The 24,190-nt window shown below is 40.6% G+C and carries 23 protein-coding genes; 10 read left to right on the top strand and 13 right to left on the bottom strand.

The features are described 5' to 3' along the window. Positions 1–336 precede the first annotated feature (336 nt). On the top strand, positions 337–2,064 hold the full coding sequence (locus tag HWV02_RS19635; RefSeq protein WP_211689202.1) for an acetolactate synthase 3 large subunit: 1,728 nt from the start codon (positions 337–339) through the stop codon (positions 2,062–2,064). Continuing rightward, positions 2,061–2,555, top strand: a complete 495-nt coding sequence (ilvN, locus tag HWV02_RS19630) for an acetolactate synthase small subunit (protein ID WP_045109012.1) — start codon at positions 2,061–2,063, stop codon at positions 2,553–2,555. Before HWV02_RS19635 ends, ilvN begins: the two co-directional genes overlap by 4 nt. 83 nt (positions 2,556–2,638) lie before the next feature. Here the strand turns inward: ilvN and HWV02_RS19625 are convergent, their stop codons facing one another. Beyond that, positions 2,639–2,989: a DUF3802 family protein gene (locus HWV02_RS19625; RefSeq protein WP_211677457.1), complete on the bottom strand. Its 351-nt coding sequence runs from the start codon at positions 2,987–2,989 to the stop codon at positions 2,639–2,641. Positions 2,990–3,258: 269 nt separating this feature from the next. After that, complete coding sequence (locus HWV02_RS19620; protein ID WP_211689201.1) at positions 3,259–4,032, bottom strand: enoyl-CoA hydratase; 774 nt, start codon at positions 4,030–4,032, stop codon at positions 3,259–3,261. A gap of 243 nt (positions 4,033–4,275) precedes the next feature. Here HWV02_RS19620 and HWV02_RS19615 point away from each other — a divergent pair, with 243 nt between their 5' ends. Genes HWV02_RS19615 through HWV02_RS19605 form a run of 3 tightly spaced genes read left to right on the top strand, consistent with a single transcriptional unit; the run spans position 4,276 to position 8,511 of the window. Beyond that, a complete protein-coding gene (locus tag HWV02_RS19615) occupies positions 4,276–6,069 on the top strand; it encodes an assimilatory sulfite reductase (NADPH) flavoprotein subunit (RefSeq protein WP_211689200.1) in 1,794 nt (597 codons plus the stop codon). Next, positions 6,069–7,757 (top strand): assimilatory sulfite reductase (NADPH) hemoprotein subunit, encoded by a 1,689-nt coding sequence (gene cysI / locus HWV02_RS19610; RefSeq protein WP_211689199.1) that lies wholly within the window; start codon positions 6,069–6,071, stop codon positions 7,755–7,757. The genes HWV02_RS19615 and cysI overlap by 1 nt, the downstream gene beginning before the upstream one ends. After that, a complete protein-coding gene (locus HWV02_RS19605; RefSeq protein WP_211689198.1) occupies positions 7,750–8,511 on the top strand; it encodes a phosphoadenylyl-sulfate reductase in 762 nt (253 codons plus the stop codon). Before cysI ends, HWV02_RS19605 begins: the two co-directional genes overlap by 8 nt. Positions 8,512–8,571: 60 nt before the next feature. Here HWV02_RS19605 and HWV02_RS19600 read toward each other — a convergent pair whose 3' ends face one another. The 3 genes from HWV02_RS19600 to HWV02_RS19590 form a co-directional block, all read right to left on the bottom strand. Continuing rightward, complete coding sequence (locus HWV02_RS19600; RefSeq protein ID WP_255550550.1) at positions 8,572–8,976, bottom strand: hypothetical protein; 405 nt, start codon at positions 8,974–8,976, stop codon at positions 8,572–8,574. Positions 8,977–9,089: 113 nt separating this feature from the next. Continuing rightward, positions 9,090–9,530, bottom strand: a complete 441-nt coding sequence (locus tag HWV02_RS19595) for a phosphoadenosine phosphosulfate reductase (protein ID WP_211677452.1) — start codon at positions 9,528–9,530, stop codon at positions 9,090–9,092. A gap of 150 nt (positions 9,531–9,680) precedes the next feature. Then, positions 9,681–11,138 (bottom strand): aminoacyl-histidine dipeptidase, encoded by a 1,458-nt coding sequence (locus HWV02_RS19590; RefSeq protein WP_211689197.1) that lies wholly within the window; start codon positions 11,136–11,138, stop codon positions 9,681–9,683. A 325-nt stretch (positions 11,139–11,463) separates the two neighbouring features. On the opposite strand from HWV02_RS19590, the gene gpt reads away from it, so the two are divergent. The 5 genes from gpt (at position 11,464) to HWV02_RS19565 (ending at position 15,950) form a co-directional block, all read left to right on the top strand. Then, positions 11,464–11,925, top strand: coding sequence for a xanthine phosphoribosyltransferase (gene gpt / locus HWV02_RS19585; protein ID WP_211677450.1), 462 nt, complete (start codon positions 11,464–11,466; stop codon positions 11,923–11,925). A 226-nt stretch (positions 11,926–12,151) separates the two neighbouring features. Then, positions 12,152–12,562: a sigma factor-binding protein Crl gene (gene crl / locus HWV02_RS19580; RefSeq protein ID WP_211677449.1), complete on the top strand. Its 411-nt coding sequence runs from the start codon at positions 12,152–12,154 to the stop codon at positions 12,560–12,562. A gap of 186 nt (positions 12,563–12,748) precedes the next feature. Beyond that, positions 12,749–13,852, top strand: coding sequence for a glutamate 5-kinase (gene proB / locus HWV02_RS19575; protein ID WP_211689196.1), 1,104 nt, complete (start codon positions 12,749–12,751; stop codon positions 13,850–13,852). 10 nt (positions 13,853–13,862) lie between these two features. Further along, positions 13,863–15,119 carry a glutamate-5-semialdehyde dehydrogenase gene (locus tag HWV02_RS19570; protein ID WP_211689195.1) on the top strand — a complete coding sequence of 419 codons (1,257 nt, stop codon included), beginning with the start codon at positions 13,863–13,865 and terminating at the stop codon, positions 15,117–15,119. 96 nt (positions 15,120–15,215) lie between these two features. Next, entirely contained in the window at positions 15,216–15,950 is a 735-nt protein-coding gene (locus tag HWV02_RS19565; protein WP_211677447.1) for a hypothetical protein, read from the top strand. Positions 15,951–16,075: 125 nt separating this feature from the next. Here HWV02_RS19565 and lipA read toward each other — a convergent pair whose 3' ends face one another. From lipA to mrdA, 8 genes are all read right to left on the bottom strand, one after another. Continuing rightward, positions 16,076–17,041 carry a lipoyl synthase gene (gene lipA / locus HWV02_RS19560; protein ID WP_211673052.1) on the bottom strand — a complete coding sequence of 322 codons (966 nt, stop codon included), beginning with the start codon at positions 17,039–17,041 and terminating at the stop codon, positions 16,076–16,078. Further along, complete coding sequence (gene lipB / locus HWV02_RS19555) at positions 17,034–17,690, bottom strand: lipoyl(octanoyl) transferase LipB (protein WP_255546930.1); 657 nt, start codon at positions 17,688–17,690, stop codon at positions 17,034–17,036. The genes lipA and lipB overlap by 8 nt, the downstream gene beginning before the upstream one ends. A gap of 83 nt (positions 17,691–17,773) precedes the next feature. Then, a complete protein-coding gene (ybeD, locus tag HWV02_RS19550; RefSeq protein WP_045109025.1) occupies positions 17,774–18,043 on the bottom strand; it encodes a DUF493 family protein YbeD in 270 nt (89 codons plus the stop codon). A 93-nt stretch (positions 18,044–18,136) separates the two neighbouring features. Beyond that, a complete protein-coding gene (locus HWV02_RS19545; RefSeq protein ID WP_211677446.1) occupies positions 18,137–19,303 on the bottom strand; it encodes a D-alanyl-D-alanine carboxypeptidase family protein in 1,167 nt (388 codons plus the stop codon). Positions 19,304–19,446: 143 nt separating this feature from the next. Further along, positions 19,447–20,238: a septal ring lytic transglycosylase RlpA family protein gene (locus tag HWV02_RS19540; protein WP_211677445.1), complete on the bottom strand. Its 792-nt coding sequence runs from the start codon at positions 20,236–20,238 to the stop codon at positions 19,447–19,449. Further along, positions 20,228–21,223 (bottom strand): lytic murein transglycosylase B, encoded by a 996-nt coding sequence (gene mltB / locus HWV02_RS19535; RefSeq protein ID WP_211677444.1) that lies wholly within the window; start codon positions 21,221–21,223, stop codon positions 20,228–20,230. The genes HWV02_RS19540 and mltB overlap by 11 nt, the downstream gene beginning before the upstream one ends. A gap of 9 nt (positions 21,224–21,232) precedes the next feature. Next, positions 21,233–22,333 (bottom strand): rod shape-determining protein RodA, encoded by a 1,101-nt coding sequence (rodA, locus tag HWV02_RS19530; protein ID WP_211677443.1) that lies wholly within the window; start codon positions 22,331–22,333, stop codon positions 21,233–21,235. Further along, the gene (gene mrdA, locus HWV02_RS19525; protein ID WP_211677442.1) at positions 22,333–24,189 is read right to left on the bottom strand and encodes a penicillin-binding protein 2; all 1,857 of its coding nucleotides are present in this window, start codon (positions 24,187–24,189) and stop codon (positions 22,333–22,335) included. The genes rodA and mrdA overlap by 1 nt, the downstream gene beginning before the upstream one ends. Position 24,190: the final 1 nt, after the last annotated feature.

Here is a 24,190-nt window from a genome sequence, read left to right as displayed (position 1 = left end):
GTGGGTTGTTTTTACATTAAGCGATGCTATTACATGGTCAACATCTTGATTTACATATTTTATTATTTAAAATCAGTTGCTTAACTGGTTGTTATTCTTTGTATCTCCCTTATTTAAGACCGAAATATATCGTTATTAGAGATGATAATGAATTTTTTTGATATTTAATTTCTCATATCACTTTTAAAGATGATTTTATTTTGTTAATTTCAATAAATAAACCAATAAAAATAAAGTTAAATCTAATTCAATGGGAAGTTTAAACTTGTAACCAACTTGTTACAATGTGGACAGTTGTCAAACTAGAATTAGGATATGGGCCGGGAGGGCCTGCTTATGGAAATGTTGTCTGGTGCCGAAATGGTAATCCGCTCACTGGAAGATGAGGGTATTGAGCATATCTTCGGTTATCCTGGTGGCTCTGTTCTTGATATTTATGATGCGTTATTCGAATCAAGTCAAATTGAACATTTTTTAGTGCGTCATGAGCAAGCTGCAGTACATGCTGCAGATGGTTATGCACGTTCAACAGGGAAAGTTGGTACCGTCCTTGTTACATCTGGACCAGGTGCAACAAACTGTATTACAGGTATTGCAACAGCATATATGGATTCGATTCCTCTTGTTGTTTTATCAGGTCAGGTTCCTACGTCAATGATCGGTAACGATGCATTTCAGGAAACTGACATGATGGGTGTATCTCGTCCTGTCGTAAAACACAGTTTTTTATGTAAAACCGCAGCTGATATTCCTGATGCAATCAAAAAAGCATATTATATCGCATCAACAGGTCGTCCTGGACCTGTGGTGATTGATTTACCAAAAGATACACAAAACCCGTTATTGAAATTTCCGTACAAATACCCTGAGAGCGTCTCTATGCGTTCATATAACCCGGTTAAATTGGGTCATAAAGGACAAATACGTAAAGCGGTTAAAGCAATTGCCACAGCGAAAAAACCAGTGTTGTATGTTGGTGGCGGTGCGGTGATTGCCAACGCTGAAGCGCAAGTACTTAAATTTGCTGAACAGCTAAATCTGCCAGTAACGAACACTTTGATGGGGCTGGGTATATTCCCAGGTACACACCCTCAAAATATCGGTATGTTAGGTATGCATGGTACGTTTGAAGCAAATAAAACGATGCATAACTCAGACCTTATTATTTGTTTAGGTGCACGTTTTGATGATCGTGTGACGAATGCAATTGATAAATTTTGTCCAGAAGCAAAAATTATTCATGTAGATATCGATCCAACGTCAATTTCGAAAACAGTCCAAGCGGATATTCCAATTGTTGGCTCTATCGAAGTGGTTGTTGAGCAGATGTTAGACATTATTGATGAACTGCAGGTCACTGCTAATGAGGAAGAACGTGGTACGTGGTGGAAAACAATTGATGGTTGGCGTACTAAGCAATGCCTAAGTTATGAGACTGGCACATCAATTAAGCCACAAGCCGCAATTCAAGCTTTATATAAACATACTGATGGTAAAGCTATTATTGCGTCGGATGTTGGACAACATCAGATGTTTGGTGCTTTGTATTATCCATACGATAAACCGCGTCAATGGATCAACTCCGGCGGCCTAGGTACGATGGGCTTTGGTTTCCCTGCTGCTATGGGGGCTAAAATTGCACACCCAGAAAAAGTTGTATGCTGTATTTCTGGCGATGGTTCTATCCAAATGAACATTCAAGAGCTATCAACGTGCCTACAGTATGGTATTGCGGTGAAGATTATTACCCTGAATAACGGTGCGCTAGGCATGGTAAAACAGTGGCAAAAAATGTTCTATGATGGCCGCCATTCTCATTCTTATATGGAGTCAATGCCTGATTTTGTTAAATTAGCAGAAGCTTATCATCACGTTGGTATTCAGGTGAGTAAACCTGAAGATCTTGATAAAGCGTTTGCTGAGTGCTTCTCGGAAGAAAATAAAAATCGTGTTGTATTCATGGATATTATTATTGATCCAGAAGAACATGTATATCCGATGCAAATTAAATATGGCGCAATGGACGATATGTATTTAAGTAAGACGGAGAAAACCACATCATGAGACGTATAATTTCAATATTAACAGAAAATGAATCGGGTGCTTTGTCACGTATCGTTGGTCTGTTCTCACAACGTGGTTATAACATTGAATCTCTGACTGTATCAACGACAGATGATGAAACATTATCACGTTTGACGTTAGTCACGAACGGTGACCGTGCTGTGATTGAACAAATCATGAAGCAATTAAATAAGCTGATTGATGTATTAAAAGTGAGTGATTTGACTGAAGGTGCGCATATTGAGCGTGAGCTATTACTTATTAAAGTAAAAGCAGCAGGTTTTGTTCGTGCAGAAGTGAAGCGCACATCAGATATTTTCCGTGGTCAAATTGTTGATATCACAGATTCTTTATACACAGTGCAACTAGCGGGTGATAGCGACAAACTTGATGCTTTCATCGAAACATTAGCATCGCATACTGAGATTGTTGAAGTGGTTCGAAGTGGTGTTTGTGGTATCGCACGTGGCGAACGCTGTTTAAAAGCATAATATAGCGTTATCATAACTATAAAAGCCAGCGCATATAATATGAGCTGGCTTTTTATTAAGCTTAATTTAATATGTTAGGACACTTATACTAATTTAGATATTTCACTATCAAATAGATTCTTCATTAAACCTACAAACTCTTCGATAAATGCCATTTGTTCATTACTTGGCGGTACATCCCAAGCACTTGATAATACTTCTTCTAAATCACCGACAATCGCGTCTATTTCACGGATAATAACAAAGCGGTGCTTTTCAGTAAGCTGCTGATGCTGATTACAAACTACCATAGTATTACTTGCGATATGTTCAGAAAAAATATCCCCAATCGTATCTGTTGTTGAAGTGCTCTGTTGGCTATGGTTTTCAAAAATAGCTAAATTGTCAGCTAAGAAATGGATAAGCTGAATATAACCATCACTGTTTGTTATCATAATTATTTACCGCGTAAGATATAAGAATGACATGCTATTACACCGTATATATACCGCTAAAAGCGGGGGTATAATTAACAACTCAAGGTAGGTTGTTAATATTCATTGGAATATAAACATGTATAAGGCTTAATTATGCGCTGACCACCTCGAGAGGTAAAGTAGAACAGAAAACAAAGCGTAATTTTCTGTTCTATTTTTTGTCTTATTTAAAGCTGTATTTGTTAGTGATTAAATTAATATCTATAAATAGGTATTAAGCTGCACGATTAATTGAATCGTGAGAAATCCGGTTTACGTTTTTGCATAAATGCATTCACTGCTTCTTTTGATTCTTCGCTTTCAAGCGCTGTAGAGAAATGGGCTAACTCAATATGGATCACTTTTTCTATCTGGCTAATTAACTCAGCTTTCATTAATTTTTTGGTGTTACGTAATGAAGCTGGCGCTTTAGCTGCGAGCTTTAAGGCGCTTTTTTCGGCCATAGAAAATAATTCATTCGCAGGTAATACTTTATTGGCAAGACCAATTTCTAATGCTGTTTGTGCATCAAACTTGTCGGCAAGCAGCATCATTTCAGATGCTCGCTGATGACCCGCAATTCGGGGTAATATCAGACTTGCGGCGTATTCTGGCACTGCTGCAAGATCTGTAAATGGTAAGCGAAGTACAGTATTATCGGCAAGATAAACCAGATCACAGTGCATTAACATTGTCGTACCAATACCAACAGCAGGACCCGCCGCTGCTGCAATAACTGGTTTGGAAAAGTGTAATAAGGCGAGCATGTATTGCACTAATGGTTGGTCTTTAGAAAAATCCATGCCGTTCATGAAGTCGGCCATATCATTACCCGCACAGAAACAATTTTCAGAGCCTTTAAGAATTACTACGCGCACTGCAGGGTTGGTATCGGCCTGGTTAAAAGCCTCGGTTAGCTCAGTATAAAATGCACTATTAAATGCATTGAGCTTATCTAATCGATTAAGGGTCAAGGTTAATACGCCTTGTTCATTTAACTGTGTTAGTAAATAAGTTGCCATTTTATCATCCTGCTAATGGTATCTATAAACCACTATTTTGCCATGTAAACCAGTTTAATTGAACCCATGATGTTAATTTAGGGTAGCGCCAATGTTAATGAAGCTTGTGATTTATTTGTTATGCACACACAAACAAAGCATTTTCTATATAACAAAATGGAATAAAAAATCATTATTTATTCTTTGTGGTTATCCTTAACAGTCGTTAACCTTTAATTAATTCAGCACAGTGGAAGCCGTAATATGCTATTAAAGGAACTATCATCATTGACGAGTCCATTGAGTGAACTGCAGTTATCGCAATTGCAATTAGCACTTAATGATTTGTCTCCGACGCAAACCGCGTGGGTCAGTGGGTATTTGGCAGGGATAAGTCAAGCATCTGGGGGTCAATTACAGGCGCAAGGAGCGGTATCTCAACCTGCTCAATGTGTGACTATTTTATTTGGTTCACAAACCGGTAATGCCAAAGGTGTAGCGGAAGAACTTTATGAACAAGCACAAGCACAAGGCATTACTGCCCGACTTGTGAATATGGCGGATTATAAAGCCAAAGAATTGAAAACTGAATCGCACTTACTGATTGTTGCAAGTACCAATGGTGAAGGCGAAGCCCCCGATGATGCTGTTACCTTTCATGAGTTCTTAGCGTCTAAGAAAGCGCCTAAAGTACCTGAACTTAAATACAGTGTCTGTGCATTAGGCGATTCAAGTTATGAATTTTATTGCCAAACTGGATTAGAGTTTGATGAACGCTTAGCTGCCCTTGGCGCTAAGGCTGTAGTCCCTCGTGCAGACTGCGATGTTGATTATGATGATGCAGTTTCAACATGGAGCGAATTGGCGCTTATTGCTGTGAAAGCAACGCTAAAAGAAGCCACATCTGCAGCCCCGGTTGCTGCTGTAGCCACGACTGATGTTGCTAATACATATTCTAAAAAGAAGCCATTTAAAACCGAATTATTAGTGAATCAAAAAATCACGGGGCGTTTTTCTGGTAAAGATATTCGTCACGTTGAAATTGCATTAGATGATTCTGGCATTCATTACCAAGCGGGTGATGCATTAGGGATCTGGTTTAAGAATGACCCCATCCTGGTTGACGCTATTCTAGACCAATTGGAATTAGATGGTACACAAACTGTTACTGTGACTAATGAAACAGAAAGCTTACGTGATGCACTGATTCATCGTTTCGAATTAACTCAGAGTTATCCTAGTTTCATTCAGGCTTATGCTGAAATATCGGGTTCGAAAAAATTAGCTAAATTACTCGATGATAAAACAGCATTACGTCACTATTGTTATGGTCGTCAAATCTTAGATGTGATTGATGAAAAGAAAGCAAAATTAACCGCAGAGCAACTCATTAGTGGTTTACGCAAGTTAACCCCACGCCTTTATTCAATCGCTTCAAGTCCTAATGAAGCGGAAGGCGAAGTACATTTAACCGTTGCTGTGGTTGATTATCAGCAAAGTGGTGAGCAACGCATTGGTGGTGCTTCTGGTTTCCTTCAGCGTCTTGAAGAAGGTGCCGAGGTTGCAGTCTTTGTTGAACACAATGATAACTTCCGTTTACCAAGTAATGATGACACACCTGTGATCATGATTGGTCCTGGTACGGGAATTGCGCCATTTCGTGCTTTTGTACAAGAACGTGACGTACGTGAAGCTGCAGGCAATAACTGGTTATTCTTTGGTAACCAACATTTTACTGATGACTTCTTGTATCAAACTGAATGGCAGGGCTACTTGAAATCGGGTCTATTGACGAAGATGGATGTGGCGTTCTCACGCGACCAGGCTGAGAAAATTTATGTGCAAGACCGTTTACGTGAAAATGCCGCAGAGTTGTATGCTTGGTTAGAACAAGGCGCACATATTTATGTTTGTGGCGATGGCGATAGAATGGCGAAAGATGTGAATGAAGCATTGATCGAGGTTGTAGCAGAGCAAGGTAAATTAGCGCGTAGCGAAGCAGAAGAGTATGTCGCTGAACTACGTCGAAATAAACGTTATCAGAGGGATGTTTACTGATGAGCGACAAGAAATTAGCGGTTAATGAACGCATTAAAACAGAAAGTAATTTTTTACGCGGTACCATTGCTGAAGGTTTAGCGGATCAAATCACTGGCGGACTGTCAGATGATGATATGCAATTAACGAAATTCCACGGTTTTTATCAGCAAGATGATCGTGATATTCGTGCCGAGCGACAGAAACAAAAGTTAGAACCTCGTCATAGCTTTATGTTACGAGCGCGTGTACCAGGTGGTATTTGCAGTCCTGAGCAATGGCTAGAGATAGATCGTATTGCTAGTGACTTAACTATCTATGGCAGTATCCGTTTAACGACGCGTCAAACGTTTCAGTACCATGGTATTTTAAAGCCGCAAGTGAAGCCATTGATCCAAGCATTAGGCTCGGTGAACTTGGATTCGATTGCTGCCTGTGGTGACGTGAACCGTAATGTCATGTGCACGCCGAATCCAGTGGAGTCAGCATTACACCAAGAAGCTTATGCATGGGCAATTCGTTTAAGTGATGACTTATTACCAGACACCAATGCATATGCAGAACTCTGGTTAGACGGTGAAAAAGTGCATAGTAATGAAGCTGAACCTATGTATGGACCTACTTACTTACCGCGTAAATTTAAGATTGCAGTTGCTATCCCGCCACATAATGACGTGGATATTCACGCTAATGACTTAAACTTTGTAGCGGTTGGTGATAACGGTAAGCTAGCTGGTTTTAATGTTTTAGTTGGTGGCGGTATGGGGACAACGCATGGTGATGTGAATACTTTCCCGCGTTTAGCCGATGATTTTGGCTTTGTAAAACCAGAAGATGCAGTTGAAATCGCGAAAGCGGTATTAACAGTACAACGTGATTGGGGTTGCCGTACTGATCGTAAACGTGCTCGTTTGAAATATACACTTGAAGATAACGGTGTGGATAAATTCCGCGCAGAAGTCGAATCACGCTCAGGTATTAAGTTTGAAGCACCAAAAACAATTGAATTTACTACCCGTGGTGATCGCTTTGGTTGGATTAAAGGCGTTGATAATAAATGGCATTTAACCCTATTTATTGAAAATGGCCGCATCGTTGATACCGAAACACATCCGATTAAAACCGGGTTAGTTGAAATTGCTAAAATTCACCAAGGTGATTTTAGAATGACTGCAAACCAAAACTTAATTATTGCCGGTGTAGCAGAGCAGGATAAAGAACAAATCGAACGTCTCGCACGTTTGTATGGTCTGTATTCAGATGAGTTAAGTCAGCAGCGTTTAAATTCAATGGCATGTGTGGCTTTACCAACATGCGCATTAGCGATGGCTGAAGCAGAGCGTTACTTACCATCATTGGTCACTAAGGTTGAAGGCTTACTCGAAAAACATGGTATTCCAGATGAGCACTTTGTGATGCGTATGACGGGTTGTCCCAATGGTTGTGGTCGTCCATTTTTAGCGGAAGTTGGCTTCGTTGGTAAAGGTCCGGGTAAATACAATATGTATTTGGGCGCGAAGAATAACGGCATGCGTTTAAACAAGATGTATCGTGAGAATATTGGTGAAATTGAAATCTTAACGATTCTTGATAAATTAATTGCTGAATGGGCAACCAATGCATTACCAGACGAACGTTTCGGTGATTTTGTGGTACGTCGTGAAGTGATTAAACCTGTGATTATAGCGTCGAGAGATTTCCATGGCTAGATTGAACCTAGATGAATTATTAACATTAGATAAGGCGAGCCAGAAAGCTGCTTTAGCAGTGGTTAATGCTCAGCTAGAGGAGATGACCGCAGAACAACGTGTCGACTGGGCTGCCACTGAGTTGGGGGACAAGTTAGTATTGTCATCGAGCTTTGGCATTCAAGCCGCTGTATGTTTACATTTATTAACACAGTTTAAGCCTGATATTCCGGTTATTTTAACCGATACAGGATATTTATTTCCTGAAACCTATCAGTTTATTGATGAGTTAACTCAACAGTTAAACCTTAATTTACAAATATATACTGCGCCACAATCAGCTGCTTGGCAAGAGTCGCGTTATGGTAAGTTATGGGAACAGGGTGTTGAAGGGATCACGCAATATAATGTGCTTAATAAAGTAGAACCAATGAAGCGCGCACTTAAAGAGTTGGGCGCGCAAGTGTGGTTTTCTGGATTACGCCGTAGTCAGTCATCAAGTCGCGAAGCATTACCGGTATTGTCTATTCAAAATGGTTGTTTTAAATTTTTGCCTATTATTGATTGGACCAATAAAGAAATTCATTATTATCTGAAAAATAACGGGTTGAATTATCATCCGTTGTGGGAACAGAATTATGTTTCGGTCGGTGATATGCATACGTCACAACCGCTGCGACCAGGGATGACGGAAGAAGAAACACGCTTCTTTGGTTTGAAGCGTGAGTGTGGTCTGCATGAAGAAAATGATGAAGTGGGTGGTAGCGGAATTTAAGTTCAAGCTGCCACTGATATCGCTTGGTTGTTAATAAGGCTTAGTTCTGATTCGTTAGAACTAAGCTTTTTGCCATTCAGGCGTTGCGTTATCAACCGGCGCTGCTTCTGGTGTTGATTGTGTCTCTTTTTCTTCATCTTTTTCTGATGCTGATTTTTTGGATTCATCTAATTCTTTTTGCAATTCTTCTATTTTGTTCTTGGTTTTATCCCAGCCTGACTCTGCACCTTGTTTTAAGGATTCGAACCACTCATCGCTGTTATCCGTACTATTTTCTAATAGCTCTTCCGTTTTACTTTTCGCGGCTTCCATTGCTTTATTGGTTGCTTCTCTGGTTTTATCCCATGCTTCTCCCATGGCTTCTTTAGAGGCATCCCATGTGTCACTTGCACTATTTGCTTGAACTGCGAATGTCGAAAAGCAACTTGCTAGGCTGATTATTAAAATGGGTATTTTTTTCATCATCACTCGCTTATTCTTTCAATAGGATCGATTACATAACTAAATTGTAGCAAATATTGCCTATCTGCGTCATCCCTCAATCGGTATACATGTACTAACGGTGATATGAGTATCAATTACTTATGAAGTAATTGGGCTATAGCATCAATTTTGTATTTCGCAATGATCACTAACATCATTGTAATGAAAGCGAGCAGTGTACCGTATATTCCAGCGACTTTACCTTGTAACCAGGTAAGCATGCCGATAGCGATAATAAATAGAAACAGTGCAATACTTGCAGAGGTGGTGCCGATAGCACGAACTTGACTAATTTGTTCTAATACAGGAACCGAAAAAGCAGTAATGGTCGCGACTTCAATACTTAAACGCACATCGATATACAATGCGACAACAAATAACAAGGAGGTCAGGGTAAACATAAGTAGGGTGATGGTACTATAGATGCTTTTTCGGTGGCTACGTATGATCTGCGCGGCGATGGATAAAGAAAAACCTGCCATTAAGCCACTGATAAAAGAAACTTGATTGGTCTGCAGTTCGAGGATCTCATTCATAGGCGTACACCATTAATGGACTTTGTAAGAAGACGATATTGAAATTATATTAGTATGTTAGCTACAAAAAAGCCAAGTGCGAGACTTGGCTTTGTGATAACGGTACGAAGGCTCAAAATAAATGAGTCAATCGATATAGCGTGTTTTAGCTTACTTAGCTGGGATCGCTTTTAAGATCGCAAGTAAGTATTTCCAGAACATGCCTACTGTTTTGATGTTCACTTTCTCATCTGGAGAATGTGGGAAACAGATCGTTGGGCCAAATGAGGCCATGTCCATGGCCGGGTATGAAGTCTTGAATAAACCACATTCTAGACCTGCATGGATAACCATGATTTTTGGTACAGAACCAAACTCTTTTTCATATACATCACGCATGATCTGCATCACTGGTGAACTAGTATCTGGTTTCCAACCTGGGTAAGCACCGTCAAATTTCACGTTGGCACCCGCAAGTTCAAATACCGATGCGATCATTTCTTGTGCATCAAGTCGGCAAGAGTCAGCTAAAGAACGGATCAAGCATTGAATATGTACTGTTTTACCGCGTGATTGAATTACACCAAGGTTAGATGATGTTTCAACTACCCCTTCAATCTCATCACTCATGCGCATTACACCATTGAATACACCGTTAAGTGCAGTAATAAGGCGAGTCTGGCAATCTTGAGTCATCACTGTTGGTTCATTTGGAACTGGGAATAGTGAGATTGAGAAATCAGGTTCTGTCGCTATAAGCTCTTTTTTAACTGTTTTAGCAAAGAATTCTAAACACGCTTTAAACTCTTCTCGTTGTGCTGGTGCAACAGTAATAACTGCAAAAGCTTCACGTGGGATTGCGTTACGTAGTGAACCGCCGTTAATCTCAACAAGGCGAACACCCATATCGCGACCAGCTTCTTTTAAAAGACGAGCTAATAATTTGTTGGCGTTACCGCGACCGAGGTGAATATCAACACCTGAGTGACCACCTCTTAGGCCAGAAATAGATACTTCAAATGTTTGGTGATCCGTCGGAGTGTCTTCACGTTCGATAGGGAAAGACACTGTTGTATCGATACCGCCAGCACAACCCATGTAAACTTCGCCTTCGTCTTCTGAATCTGTGTTTAGTAGGATCTCACCTTCTAACCAGCCTGCTTCAAGACCAAATGCACCAGTCATGCCAGCCTCTTCGTCGATCGTTACGAGAACTTCAAGAGGACCATGTTCAATATCGTCTGAAAAGATAACCGCAAGACTTGCTGCTAGACCAATACCATTATCAGCGCCTAATGTTGTACCACGGGCTGTCACCCATTCGCCGTCAACATAAGCGTCGATAGGGTCAGTAACAAAGTCATGCTTAGAGTCAGAATTTTTTTGTGGAACCATGTCCATGTGCGCTTGTAATACGACGCCTTTACGGTCTTCCATACCTGCGGTAGCCGCTTTACGTAAAATAAGGTTGCCAACGTTATCTTCTTTACACTCAATACTATGATCTTTCGCTAATTGTTGGATCCACGCCGATACTTTTTCTTCATGCTTTGAAGGACGCGGGTTTGCACACATTTGCTCAAAAATATTCCAGACAATTTGCGGTTCTAAATTACTTAAATTTGCCACTTGGGTAGCTCCTTAATTGGAATTAATCATTATATTTAGCGTGATACAAAGGATGTTCCAGTTTATTGAGATAGTAAAGAGGAATATGCCAAATGTACTGTGTTAATCTGTGGTTCTGCGATACCGTAAACAAGTTGTCGTTTTATCATGCTCAATAAGGGGTGATTAGCAGCTAGTAACTTGTCCTGCGGGTCAAGTACTGGTATCTTTACGGGTTGAAAATTGAGTGTACAAATCAGGGCTTTTTTGTACATAAACCCTTCGTTGATGATTTTATATAGCTACACGTTAGTTCGTTCGCTAAGTGTATATAGAGGTTGGTTAAATGAGTGATAAATTTATAGTATCTTGGGATGATTTACAGCGTGATACGCGTAAACTTGCTCGTAAGCTGCTTCCTGCAACACAGTGGAAAGGTATTATTGCGGTTAGCCGTGGTGGTTTAGTGCCTTCAGCTATTCTTGCGCGTGAATTAGACTTACGCCATGTTGATACTGTATGTATCTCAAGTTATGACCACGATCATCAGCGTGATATGACGGTATTAAAATCTGCACCGGGTGACGGTGAAGGTTTTATCATCATTGATGATTTAGTTGATAGTGGTGAAACAGCGAAAACAATTCGTAAAATGTACCCTAAAGCTAAATTCGTGACTGTTTATGCGAAGCCGCTTGGCGAGCATTTAGTGGATTACTTTGTTACTGCTATTAGTCAAGATACTTGGATTGAGTTACCTTGGGATATGGCGATTGAATTTGTAGAACCAATCTGCAAACAAGGTTAATTAAACTACCTAGGATATACGTCAGTCTGTATTCTTGTTATTAAACAGCGTTGTGAATCTCAACGCTGCCATTTATCGATATTATATTCTTCAAAACACATTTATTTTAGATTTATAATTTGACCGCTATTGATTGTTAGCTATGCTTAACAGTTCTTCCTGACATTTAGAGATACTCCTTTATCACTCTTAATTTATCACGAAAAACAAATAAGAGATAATCATTATGCCAATACTGAATGACCCCGATCTGATCTATTTCCGTAAACGTATTCGTATTTTAAATGCACTTGGTCCTTATTTAAGAGAACATCACTGCCGGCCCACCTCTTTTTATTTTGATTGTTTTAGCATTTGCATTGATGCTGAGATTGAACCTGAATGTCGTGAGTTTTATGGATGGTGGCTAGAGATGGAGTTAGTTAGTGATACGTTTGAATATCATTATCAATTTGGTATTTATAACAAACTGGGTGAGTGGGTTGCAGCACCGATACCTGACACTTATCAGCATGACGTTACCCAGTCGCTAAATCAATTCTATGAAAAATTATCTGTTTGTTTAACCGATCAATTAACTTTGAACCTAAAACCTTCGTTAATTTTGGCTAAGACCCTTATTTTATCAGCGGCCTAACGGGTTGTTTAGATCTTTATTTCTGCTAATCGTACTTGATCCTTCTGTTTGATAATAAATGCCACGTTGGATCGGATAAAAGTACAGTATTTCGCTGTACTTTCCCCGCCTATCCAGCTTTCCCTATTGTATAAATTCAGTTCTCAGGTCAAAATACTTGTTAAGTTAGTAACGAGAATGAGTTAAATGGCTAAGAAAACCATAGTGGTGAAATTAGGAACCAGTGTATTAACCAGTGGCACGGCGAAAATAGATCGTGCACACATGGTTGAATTGGTTCGTCAATGTGCGCAATTGTACAAACAAGGGCATGATATTATTGTTGTAACGTCAGGAGCTATTGCTGCCGGACGTGAACATTTAGGTGCTCCTGAATTGCCCCCCACCATGGCAAATAAGCAAATGTTGGCCGCTGTTGGTCAAAGTCAGCTTATTTTTATTTGGCAAAGCCTGTTTAATATCTACGGCTTAAATGTCGGCCAGATGCTGTTAACACGTGCAGATCTGGATGATCGTGAACGATTTTTAAATGCGCGCGATACCATGCGAGCATTGCTAGATAATCGAATTGTACCGATTATTAATGAAAATGATGCGGTCGCTATAGCTGAAATTAAAGTGGGTGATAATGACAATTTATCGGCACTTGCGGCTATTTTAGCGAATGCGGATACGCTAATGCTGTTAACTGATCAAGAAGGCTTGTTTACAGCTGATCCACGTAACAACCCCGATGCTAAGCTGATTGAAGTTGTTGATGTTATCGACGATGAATTACGTCAGTTAGCAGGAGGTACTGTCGGCGGTTTAGGCACTGGTGGTATGGCCACTAAGTTACAAGCGGCTGAAATTGCTTGCCGATCAGGTATTGATGTTGTTATTGCAGCAGGTGTTGCTGAAGATGTTGTGCTACGCGTTGCTGAAGGCAAACGAGTCGGCACTTTATTTCCTTCGCATATAAGCCCATTAGAAAGTCGTAAGCAATGGATTCTTGCTGGTCCTCCTCCATCGGGAGTCATTATTATTGATGACGGTGCGGTAAATGCGGTGACACAAAAATGCAGTAGCTTATTACCGAAAGGTATTTCCGAAGTATCAGCAACATTTAAACGTGGCGATGTTGTTCAGCTGCAAACATTACAAGGAAAATTACTCGGTCGTGGGATCTGTCGCTATACCAGCGATGAGTTAACCGCGATCGCGGGTTGTCATTCGTGTGATATCGAAAGTAAGTTAGGTTACGGTTACGGTGCTGTTGCCATACATCGCGATGATTTAGTTTTATTTTAAGGAAGATACAGTGTTACAAGAATTAGGAAAGAAAGCCAAACTTGCGAGTTATGAATTAGCAACGTTAACTACGGCACAAAAGAATAATGCATTAGAATGTATCGCGTGTGAATTAGAAAATAATCAAGCTGAGATTTTAATTGCTAATAGTAAAGATATTGATGCTGCTAAGCAAAATGACATAACCGATGCGTTACTTGATCGTCTATTATTAACAGAAGCAAGACTTGCAGCAATCATTGCTGACGTACGTGGTGTGATTGCCTTACCTGATCCCGTTGGCGCTGAGTCTGAAGGAAAGGTGCTCGAAAACGGTCTACGTTTATCAAAACGCCGCATACCATTAGGTGTGATGGGTGTTATTTATGAAGCGCGCCCGAATGTGACGATTGATATTGCGGCGCTAAGCTTGAAAACAGGTAATGCTGCGATCTTACGTGGTGGTAAAGAAACCGTTCATTCTAATTTGATTTTAGTGAATGTGATCCAAAAAGCGTTAGAAAAAGCACAATTACCAAAAGATTCAATTCAAGTGATTGCTGATCCGAATCGTGATTTGGTGACTGCTTTATTGAAAATGGATAAATATGTCGACATGATCATCCCACGTGGAGGACCAGGTTTACACCGTTTATGCCAAGAGCAAAGTACGATCCCTGTTATCACGGGTGGCATGGGTATTTGTCATGCATTTGTTGATGCGTCAGCAAATGTTGAAGATGCGCTTACGATCATTGAAAATGCCAAGGTACAACGTCCTTCTGCTTGTAATGCATTAGATACGGTATTAGTGCATAAAGGCATTGCTGGCAGCTTCTTACCATTATTAGCTGAACGTTTAGAACACAATGCAGTGGAATTACGTGCAGAGCCAAAAGCACATATTGCATTATCAAACGTTAATGCAAAAAACGTGCATGTAGCGACAGCAGATTGTTTTGACCAAGAATGGCTAGCGCTTATTTTGGGCGTAAAAGTTGTTGATGATGTTGAAGAAGCGATTGTACATATCCGTGAGCATTCGACAGAGCATTCTGACGCGATCTTAACAGATAACTTAACCAATGCTACTCGCTTCTTAAATGCCGTCAATTCTGCTGCCGTTTACGTTAATGCAAGTACGCGATTTACTGATGGTAGCCAGTTTGGTTTAGGTGCCGAAGTTGCTGTATCAACACAAAAGTTACATGCTCGTGGGCCTATGGGATTAGAAGAACTAACAACGTACAAATGGATTGCGATTGGTGATGGTTTAATTCGTCCATAAGCATTTCAGTATTTTGTTGTTTTGATTAAGTGCTAAGGCAGTCCGTTATATGTGACTGCCTTTTTTATTTATGAGTGATGAAATACGGAGGAGCTTATGGCTCAACAAGCGGTAGATAAAGCGGCTTCACGGTTGAATATATCAGCGGTCTTAGCTGCAGCTTTGATTGCCGCGAGCTTAAGTTATTTTTCATATGCGGTACTGAAATTTACCAAAGAGGTGACAGAAGTACGTAAGGCTATACCTAATATATTGCAGGAGATTGATGATATTTCTGTGCAAATTCCGGCGATAGTGGCACAAGTTGAATTGATCAATGAGCAAAGCATTCCGAATATATTAACTGAAGTTGCTGCTGTACGTGACAGTGTACCAGCTATTTTAACGGAGGTAGAATCTGTCCGTGTGAGTATTCCTCCAATGTTGCAAGAGCTTGAAGCGATACGTTTAGCGGTACCACCAATTCTTGCTGAAGTGGCTGCAGTGCGGGCTGAATTACCCGCGGTATTACAGCAAGTTAATGCGATAGATAAACGGATCCCATCCATTTTGAGGGGAGTCGATGAGGTAAACAAACGAGTGGATGATATTAACCAATTAGTCCCGCCGATTTTAACGCAAGTTGAAAAAGTGCGTGTGGATATACCACCAACGCTAACACGTGTTGAAGCCTTGGTTGCAGCCAGTGATAAAATTGGTGAGAATGCGTCGAAAGGTGCGACAAAAGGAGCCATTAAAGGTCTTTTAGAAATGCCGGTTGATGCGACGAAACGGTTACTTACAGCACCTGGTTCTTATTTTGAGAGCGATGAAAAAAAGCCTGCTAAATAGTGTTCAGATAGCTGGATAGTTAAATTGTGACGTGATGCTTAATGACTTGCTATGGATAGGGCTAAATCAAAACTAACAGCGAAAATATATTATCGTGTTAGCTTTGATAAAGCAGAGCTTAAGAGTTAAGTAACCTCTTTGCCTTGTGCTTGTAAGTCTGCATGGTATGAAGAACGTACAAATGGGCCACAAGCCGCATGCTCAAAGCCAACTTCTTTTGCGAGTACACCAAGTGCATCAAAGTCGTCGGGATGAACGTAACGTTTCACTGGTAAGTGATGACGACTTGGTTGTAAGTATTGACCTAATGTCAGCATAGTTACACCGTGCTGCGCAAGATCTTTAATTACTTCTGCAATTTCTTCGTTAGTTTCACCTAAGCCCATCATTAGGCCTGACTTAGTTGGAACGTTCGGGTGCATTTCTTTAAAGCGTTTTAGTAAACGTAAAGACCATTGGTAATCAGAACCTGGGCGCGCCATTTTGTAATGCTGTGGTGCTGTTTCTAAGTTGTGATTGAATACGTCTGGTGGTGTGTCTTTAAAGATTTCTAATGCTTTATCCATACGACCTTTGAAATCAGGTACCAAAATTTCAATTTTGATTTCAGGATTTAGTAGGCGAATTTCACGGATACAATCGGCAAAATGTTGTGCGCCACCGTCACGTAAGTCATCACGGTCTACAGAAGTAATAACAACGTATTTTAGCTTCATCTTTGCAATTGTTTGTGCAAGCTTTAGCGGTTCTTCAGCGACAAGTGGCAATGGTTTACCATGTGCAACATCACAGAATGGGCAACGGCGTGTACAGATTGCGCCCATGATCATAAAGGTCGCAGTACCGTGGTTAAAGCACTCTGAAAGGTTTGGGCAAGATGCCTCTTCACAAACGGAATGCAGGTTGTTTTCACGCATCACATCTTTAATTTCTTGGATACGAGCAGAGCTTTTCGGTAGACGGATCTTCATCCACGATGGCTTACGCAGGATCTCGTCATTCTCAGTAGCAATAATTTTTACTGGAATTTTAGCCATTTTATCTGCGTCGCGAAGTTTAACGCCTGGCTCTAATCGAACGGTTTTACTCATGCTCTGTTAATCCATCTTTGAAAGTTAATTGGGTGTATTCTAGCAGGGAACATAGGTGTCCGACTAGCTTAGGTTGTATTTCACCTAGACTGGTAGCACCGCCAAGATCACTTGTTTGGGTCATTTCCATACCCGCATAACCACATGGGTTAATACGCAGAAAAGGGGATAAGTCCATGTTTACATTAAGTGCTAATCCATGGAATGAACGGCCTTTTCTGATCCTTAAACCTAATGAAGCAACTTTTTTATCAGCCACATAAACACCGGGGGCATCTGCGCGTGGGTAGGCTTCAATACCTGTTTCAGCCAGTGTGGCAACAATACCATTTTCAATATGGCTGACAAGATCTCGAACGCCAAGTTTACGACGTTTAATATCGAGTAAGAAGTATACCACTTGTTGACCTGGGCCGTGATAAGTAACTTGGCCGCCACGATCGGCTTGGACGACAGGAATGTCGCCAGTAGCGAGTATATGCTCTGCTTTACCTGCTTGACCTTGTGTAAACACTGGGTCGTGCTCAACAAACCAAAGTTCATCTTCTGTTTTGTCGTCTCTGTTATCAGTAAACGACTTCATCGCGTCAAATACCGTCGTGTAAGATTGGCGATTAAGTTGACGAATTATAATGCTGTGTTCTGACAAAATATGCTCTTCTATATGATTAACACCAACGAAAAAAATCTAATTAGCAATACTAATTAGATTTTTGATATGGATATTATTTATTATAAAACGCGGATCACACCAGGGATCGCACCGAAAGCCACGTATAAGCCTTCTATTTGATCTTTGTCTTGGACTTTAACTTTGATGGTTACAGAGTTGTAAGTGCCTTTGCTGCTCTTTTTAGAGCTAGGAGTATAGTTACCCGGAACATGTTTTTGTGCTACAGCAACAATGCTATCTTCGAGTTTAGGATCCGTAGTACCGATAACTTTAAAGTTAAGTTGACAAGGAAAATCAAGCAGTTCGTCGAATTTAGTATTTAAAGACATTAGTTTTTCTCGTACCTTAGAAATAATGGCAAAGGAGGCTGTTGCCTCCTTTGTATTCGTCATTATAATCGGGTAACGGTGTCAGGGAAAGGATTAACCAAACCAACCGGCAAATAATAATTTGAAATAATCAATTAATCGGCTAAACCAGCTGCCTAATTCTACGTCTTCCAGTGCAATTAAATCGGCTTGTGCAATCTCTTCATCGTTCAGATTATAAAATACTTTACCAACGACATCGCCTTTAGCGATAGGCGCACTTAGTTCTTTTTGGATTTCAAAAGCAGCCGTTAGATTTTTTGCTTGGCCGCGGGGTACCGTCAGTGTTAATTTGTTTGCTAGACCCAGTTCAACTTGTTCTTGCTCGCCCATCCACACACGTTCTGACACTATGCTACTGTTCGCTTCATGTAGTGTCACTGTTTCATAGAAACGGAAACCAAAGTTAAGTAATTTTTTACTTTCCGCTTTACGTGCATCACCACTTTTAGTTCCCAGCACGACTGCAACTAGACGCATGTTGTCTTTGGTCGCTGAAGAAACTAAGTTAAAACCTGCTCCTGAGGTGTGACCGGTTTTAATGCCGTCAACGTTCATGCTTTTATCCCACAACAGACCATTGCGGTTGTATTGGGTAATGCCGTTATAGGTAAATTTCTTTTGTGAGTAAATACGATATTCTTCAGGAACATCACGGATAAGTGCTTGTCCTAATGTCGCCATATCACGCGCTGTTGTATATTGTTCTTTGCTATCTAAACCGTGGCTATTAGCAAAGTGCGTTGCATCCATCCCCAGTTGTTTGCTCCACGAGTTCATCAACTGAGCAAACGCGCTTTCTGTTCCGGCGATATGCTCTGCCATTGCCACACAGGCATCATTACCTGATTGTACGATAATACCTTGGTTTAATTTTTTGACCGTGACGGTTTTACCTACTTCGACAAACATTTTTGATGAGTCAGGGAAGTTTCTCGCCCATGCATTTTTACTGATGGTAACTTCATCATCTAGATTGATGTTACCTGCTTTTATTTCTTGGCCAATAACGTAGCTGGTCATCATTTTAGTTAAGCTGGCAGGTTTTAATGAATCATCTGCATTTTGTTCTGCGATCACTTTGCCGGAATCAAAATCAACTAATATGAATGCTTTGGCTGCTATTTCGGGTGTATCTGGGATAACACTCGGTGCTGCACTTAATGAAAAACTCGCTATTGCTAAGCTCGTTAAGATAAGTTTTTTTAATTGATTGGCCACGTTTCACTTCACTATAATTAAAGTTAGATTTAAGTTATGAATAACTTAGTTAAATAGTCTCGATAGTTGTCACCACATCAAGACTATTTGATAATGGGGTTAGTCTATCAAACTCGCTGAATTTATGTCTTATTATTTAAAGTTTATTTATTAGATATTGTTTTACTGGAAAGTTCCTTCAATACATAAGCATTTTTATAATTTTTTTGAACTTGGGTTAAGAGTTCTTGTGCTTTATCACTATCCGTTATTGGTCCAAGCTGTACTCTGTGGAACTTCCCACTAATAACTAAGCGGTTAGCTGTGTTGTATTTCTCGCCTAAACCATCAGCAATTTTTTGCGCTTTAGCTTCATTACTTGACGCTAACACTTGAATGAACCATTGTGGTTTCGGAGTAAATAAAGTGCTGTTATCGGCAGTTGGAATAATTAATTCAACGCGTACATTAGCAGTACCAGATTGCAGCATATCGAGTTTATAAGCCGCCGCATAGGACAGATCAATGATACGCTCTGGATGAAATGGTCCTCGATCATTAACGCGGACAATCACGGTTTTATCATTACCGAGGTTTGTTACTTTAACAAAACTCGGTAGGGGTAAATTTTTGTGCGCCGCGGACATTGAGAACATGTCATAGATTTCACCGTTTGAGGTTTTGTGGCCATGAAATTTATTGCCATACCAAGACGCTTTACCTTCTTGGGTTAGGGTTTTTATATCTCGCCATACTTCATAATCAACACCACGCACTTGATAGTCGCGATTCGCATATCGACTGTAAGTTTGGGGCGTTGGTACTGCGTCGGCAATATCCTCAAGTTGGGGGATGTTCTCTGGTGCGTGATCATCACTGTACTGATAACGAGAAGAAGAACATGCGGCCAAAAGGCCGCAGATACAAAGTAGGGTTAAACGTTGTTTATTGCGCATGTTTAGCTTGTTTAATCTTTTCACTTAATTGGAATACAGCCATTGCGTACAAAGGACTATGGTTGTAACGTGTAATAGTGTAGAAGTTATCAAGGTAAACCCAATATTCATCACTATCAAGCTGTTGAAGCTTGAGTAATTTCGCAGGGTTTGAGTCTTCTATTGTTATTGTAGGTACACGTTCATCAAACTCTTTTAGCACAACACCAGCGGCTTTTAAATCTGCCCATGTATGCTTGATTTTCAATGATTTGCTCAGTAATGCCGCTACTTTTTCACTGTCAGCTTTAACTGGGTAAGCGACTGGCTCATCGGTTTTCCAGTGATGCTTGCTGAAATAATTAGCGATACTGCCGATAGCATCAATAGGATCATTGATCATATCTACTTTACCGTCACCAGAAAAATCAACGCCATAATGACTATAGCTTGACGAGATAAATTGACCTAAGCCCATTGCGCCCGCATATGAGCCTTGGGTTTCTGTCAGGTTCCAACCTTGTTTTTCGCTTAATTTAATGTATTGCGCGAACTCTTGACGGAAAAATTTGCCACGTGATGGGTAGTTAAAGCCAAGAGTATAGAGTGAATCTAATACCGAGATATTCCCCTTGTATTTACCATAGAAGGTTTCAACGCCCATAATAGCGACGATAACTTGTGCGGGGACGCCATATTCAGCTTCTGCTTTAGCAAAGGTTTTTTCGTATTGTTTCCAGTACTCAACACCTTTGTTAATACGGTTTTCTGTGATAAAGATTGGTGCGTATTTATACCAAGGCTTTTTTTCCCAAGGTGTCTGGATCTTGGTTAATACGTTTTCATCGAACTTTGCTTGTCCTATTGCATTAGTAAGCACTTTTTCTGATATATCATATTGAGTACTTAACTCTTCAACCCAAGTCTTGTGTTCACTGCTTAACTCAGCACTATTAGTTTGAAACGCTGCTAAACCTAGCAGAAATAATACTTTTTTACCTAGCATTTGGATTCCTCAACTTAAGCGACGGTGTGTTCTTACTGACATTAGAATGCCAAAACCAGCCATCAATGTCACCATCGAAGTGCCGCCATAGCTAATTAAAGGTAGTGGTACGCCAACTACGGGTAACAATCCGCTAACCATACCGATATTTACGAACAAGTAAATGAAAAATGTCATGGTAATACTACCGGCTATAAGGCGTTCAAATACGCGTTGTCCCTGCATAGCAATCACTAACCCGCGGCAGATCACGAATAAATAAAGTGACAGTAATAGAATCACGCCAAATAAACCAAATTCTTCACTAAATACCGCAAAAATAAAGTCGGTGTGACGTTCTGGTAAAAAGTCCAGCTGCGACTGAGTGCCAGATAACCAGCCTTTACCCCAAAAACCACCTGAACCAATAGCAATTTTTGATTGAATAATATGGTAACCAGAACCCAATGGATCGCTTTCTGGATTGAGGAAGGTTAATACTCGTTGTTTTTGGTAAGGGCGCATTAAGAAAAACCACAGAATAGGTGCAAAGCCTGAAACCAGTCCAACAGCAATCATCACTAATCGCCATGACATACCCGCTAAGAAAATAACGAATATTCCTGAAATCGCGACAAGTAATGAGGTACCAAGATCGGGCTGTTTTGCGATTAATAATGTTGGTATTAAGACCATGATTAACGCCGATATTACGGTTCTAAAACTGGGTGGGATAGGTTGGTTACTCATGTAACGAGCAACGGCTAATGGCATCACTACTTTCATTATTTCAGACGGCTGGAACTTGGTAAAGCCAAGGTCAATCCAGCGCTGAGCGCCTTTGCCAACATGGCCAAATAGTAATACCGCGATTAATAAAATGGTGCCAATGAGAAAGATGGGAAATGCCCAGCGCCGATAAGTTGAAGGTGGTATTTGTGCTAGGGCAAGCATTACCCCTAACGCAAGAAACATGCGAATGACTTGTCTTTTCATCAGCGCGATGTCCGCGCCACCTGCGCTATAAAGTACGACAAGGCTAACCCCCATCAGGCTTAACAGGCCAAATAATAAGGGGAAATCGATATGTAATTTATACCAAATACTTTGATTATGACGACGATCTGGCATTAATTTTCCTTTGTATTTTTAAAGTAGACATCAAATAAACGGCGTGCTGATGGGGCCGCTTGTGAGCTACCACCACCGGCATTTTCTAGAATGATAGTCGCTGAAATCTCTGGTTCTTCAAACGGTGCATAAGCCACAAACATGGCATTATCACGTAATCGTTCGCGGATCTTACTGGCATCGTATTTTTCTTCACCGAGCTGGTATAGCTGTGCAGTACCTGATTTACCAGCGGCGGTATAGGTTGTGTTAGCAAATGCACGGTGTGCAGTACCTTTTCTGGTTACAACACCGAGCATACCGTCTTTGGCTACTTGCCAGTTTTCGGTGTCTTTTAGTTTCAGCGGTGGTAATTCAACGACAGGTTCAAATTGATCACCATTGATATATTTTATATCCCGAACAAGCTGTGGCACAGGGCGTAGCCCTCGGCTTGCAACAATACCTGTCGCTTTCGCAAGTTGGATTGGTGTAGCAGACCAGTAACCTTGACCAATACCGACGGAAATCGTGTCACCTTGATACCAAGGTTGATTGTAACGTGCGCGTTTCCATTCTCGCGAAGGTAAGATAGCATTGGTTTCTTCTTTAACATCAATACCGGAATATTGACCAAAGCCAAACTCGGTCATAAAATTGTTAATTTTATCAATGCCGACGTTATAAGCGAGATTATAAAAGAAGGTATCTGACGATCGTGCGATGGCAGTGTAAACATTAATCTTACCACGCCCCCAACGATTCCAGTCTCGGAAGCGCCGTTTAGTATTTGGGATTTGGAACCAACCAGGATCATTGATAAGGGTATTTGGTGTGATTGCACCGTCTTCTAAGGCCAAGATAGCCAACTGTGGCTTTACTGTTGATGCGGGCGGATAGCGCCCTTGTGTTACCCGGTTGATCAAGGGGTGATCTTTTGACTGTAATAGGCGATTATAATCTTTACTGCTAATACCGTGTACAAATAAGTTAGGATCATAACTTGGGCTAGAGACCATTGCTAATACTTCACCTGTTTTGGGAGCGAGTAAAATTATCGCACCACGGCGACCGGCTAATTCCTTCTGTGCTTTGAGCTGTAAGCGTATATCTATATTCAGGTATAAATCGTTTCCTGGTACAGGATGTGTAATTTTGAGTGTGCGGATAATCTTGCCACGATTATTGACTTCAACTTCTTTAAAGCCAGGTTTACCGTGTAACGTTTTTTCGTAATAACGTTCGATACCTTGCTTACCGATATCATGGGTTGCCGCGTAGGTTGCACGTAGGTCATTTTTCTCTAATCGGTTAAGGTCATTGTTGTTAATACGAGCGACATAACCGAGCGCATGCGTGAGAGCGTCACCAAATGGATAATAACGTTTTAATCGTGCATTGACGGAAATGCCGGGATAATTGTGCTGCTGAACCGAAAATAGGGCAACTTGAGACTCGGATAAATTGGTTAATATTGAGACCTGCTTAAAGCGACGTTGGCGTTTTAATCGAGTATGAAAATCGTCAATGTTATCTTCAGTTAGGCTTAATAAGCTTGTTAACTTGGCTATTGTGGCGTCAATATCGGTAATTTTTTCCGGTACTATATCTAAGCTGAAAACGGGTTTATTTTCCGCTAAAAGTATACCATTGCGATCATAGATAAGCCCACGATTGGGTGCGATAGGCACTAACTTGACTCGGTTTTCGTTAGAACGGGTTTTGTAAGCTTGATATGAATCGACTTGTAAGTAATAAAGGTTGCTTAATAACAAGCCAAGTACGCAGAGAACAAAAATAAATGAGACCATGATGCGACGGCTAAATAATGCTGTTTCCGCAGAATGGTCTCGTAAGGTTATACGCTTCCTTGCCACC

This window comes from Moritella sp. 28 (assembly GCF_018219435.1).
In the GTDB taxonomy this organism is placed as follows: domain Bacteria; phylum Pseudomonadota; class Gammaproteobacteria; order Enterobacterales; family Moritellaceae; genus Moritella.
The sequence above is the reverse complement of the archived record's forward strand: the minus strand, read 5'-3'. Positions and strand labels throughout refer to the sequence as shown.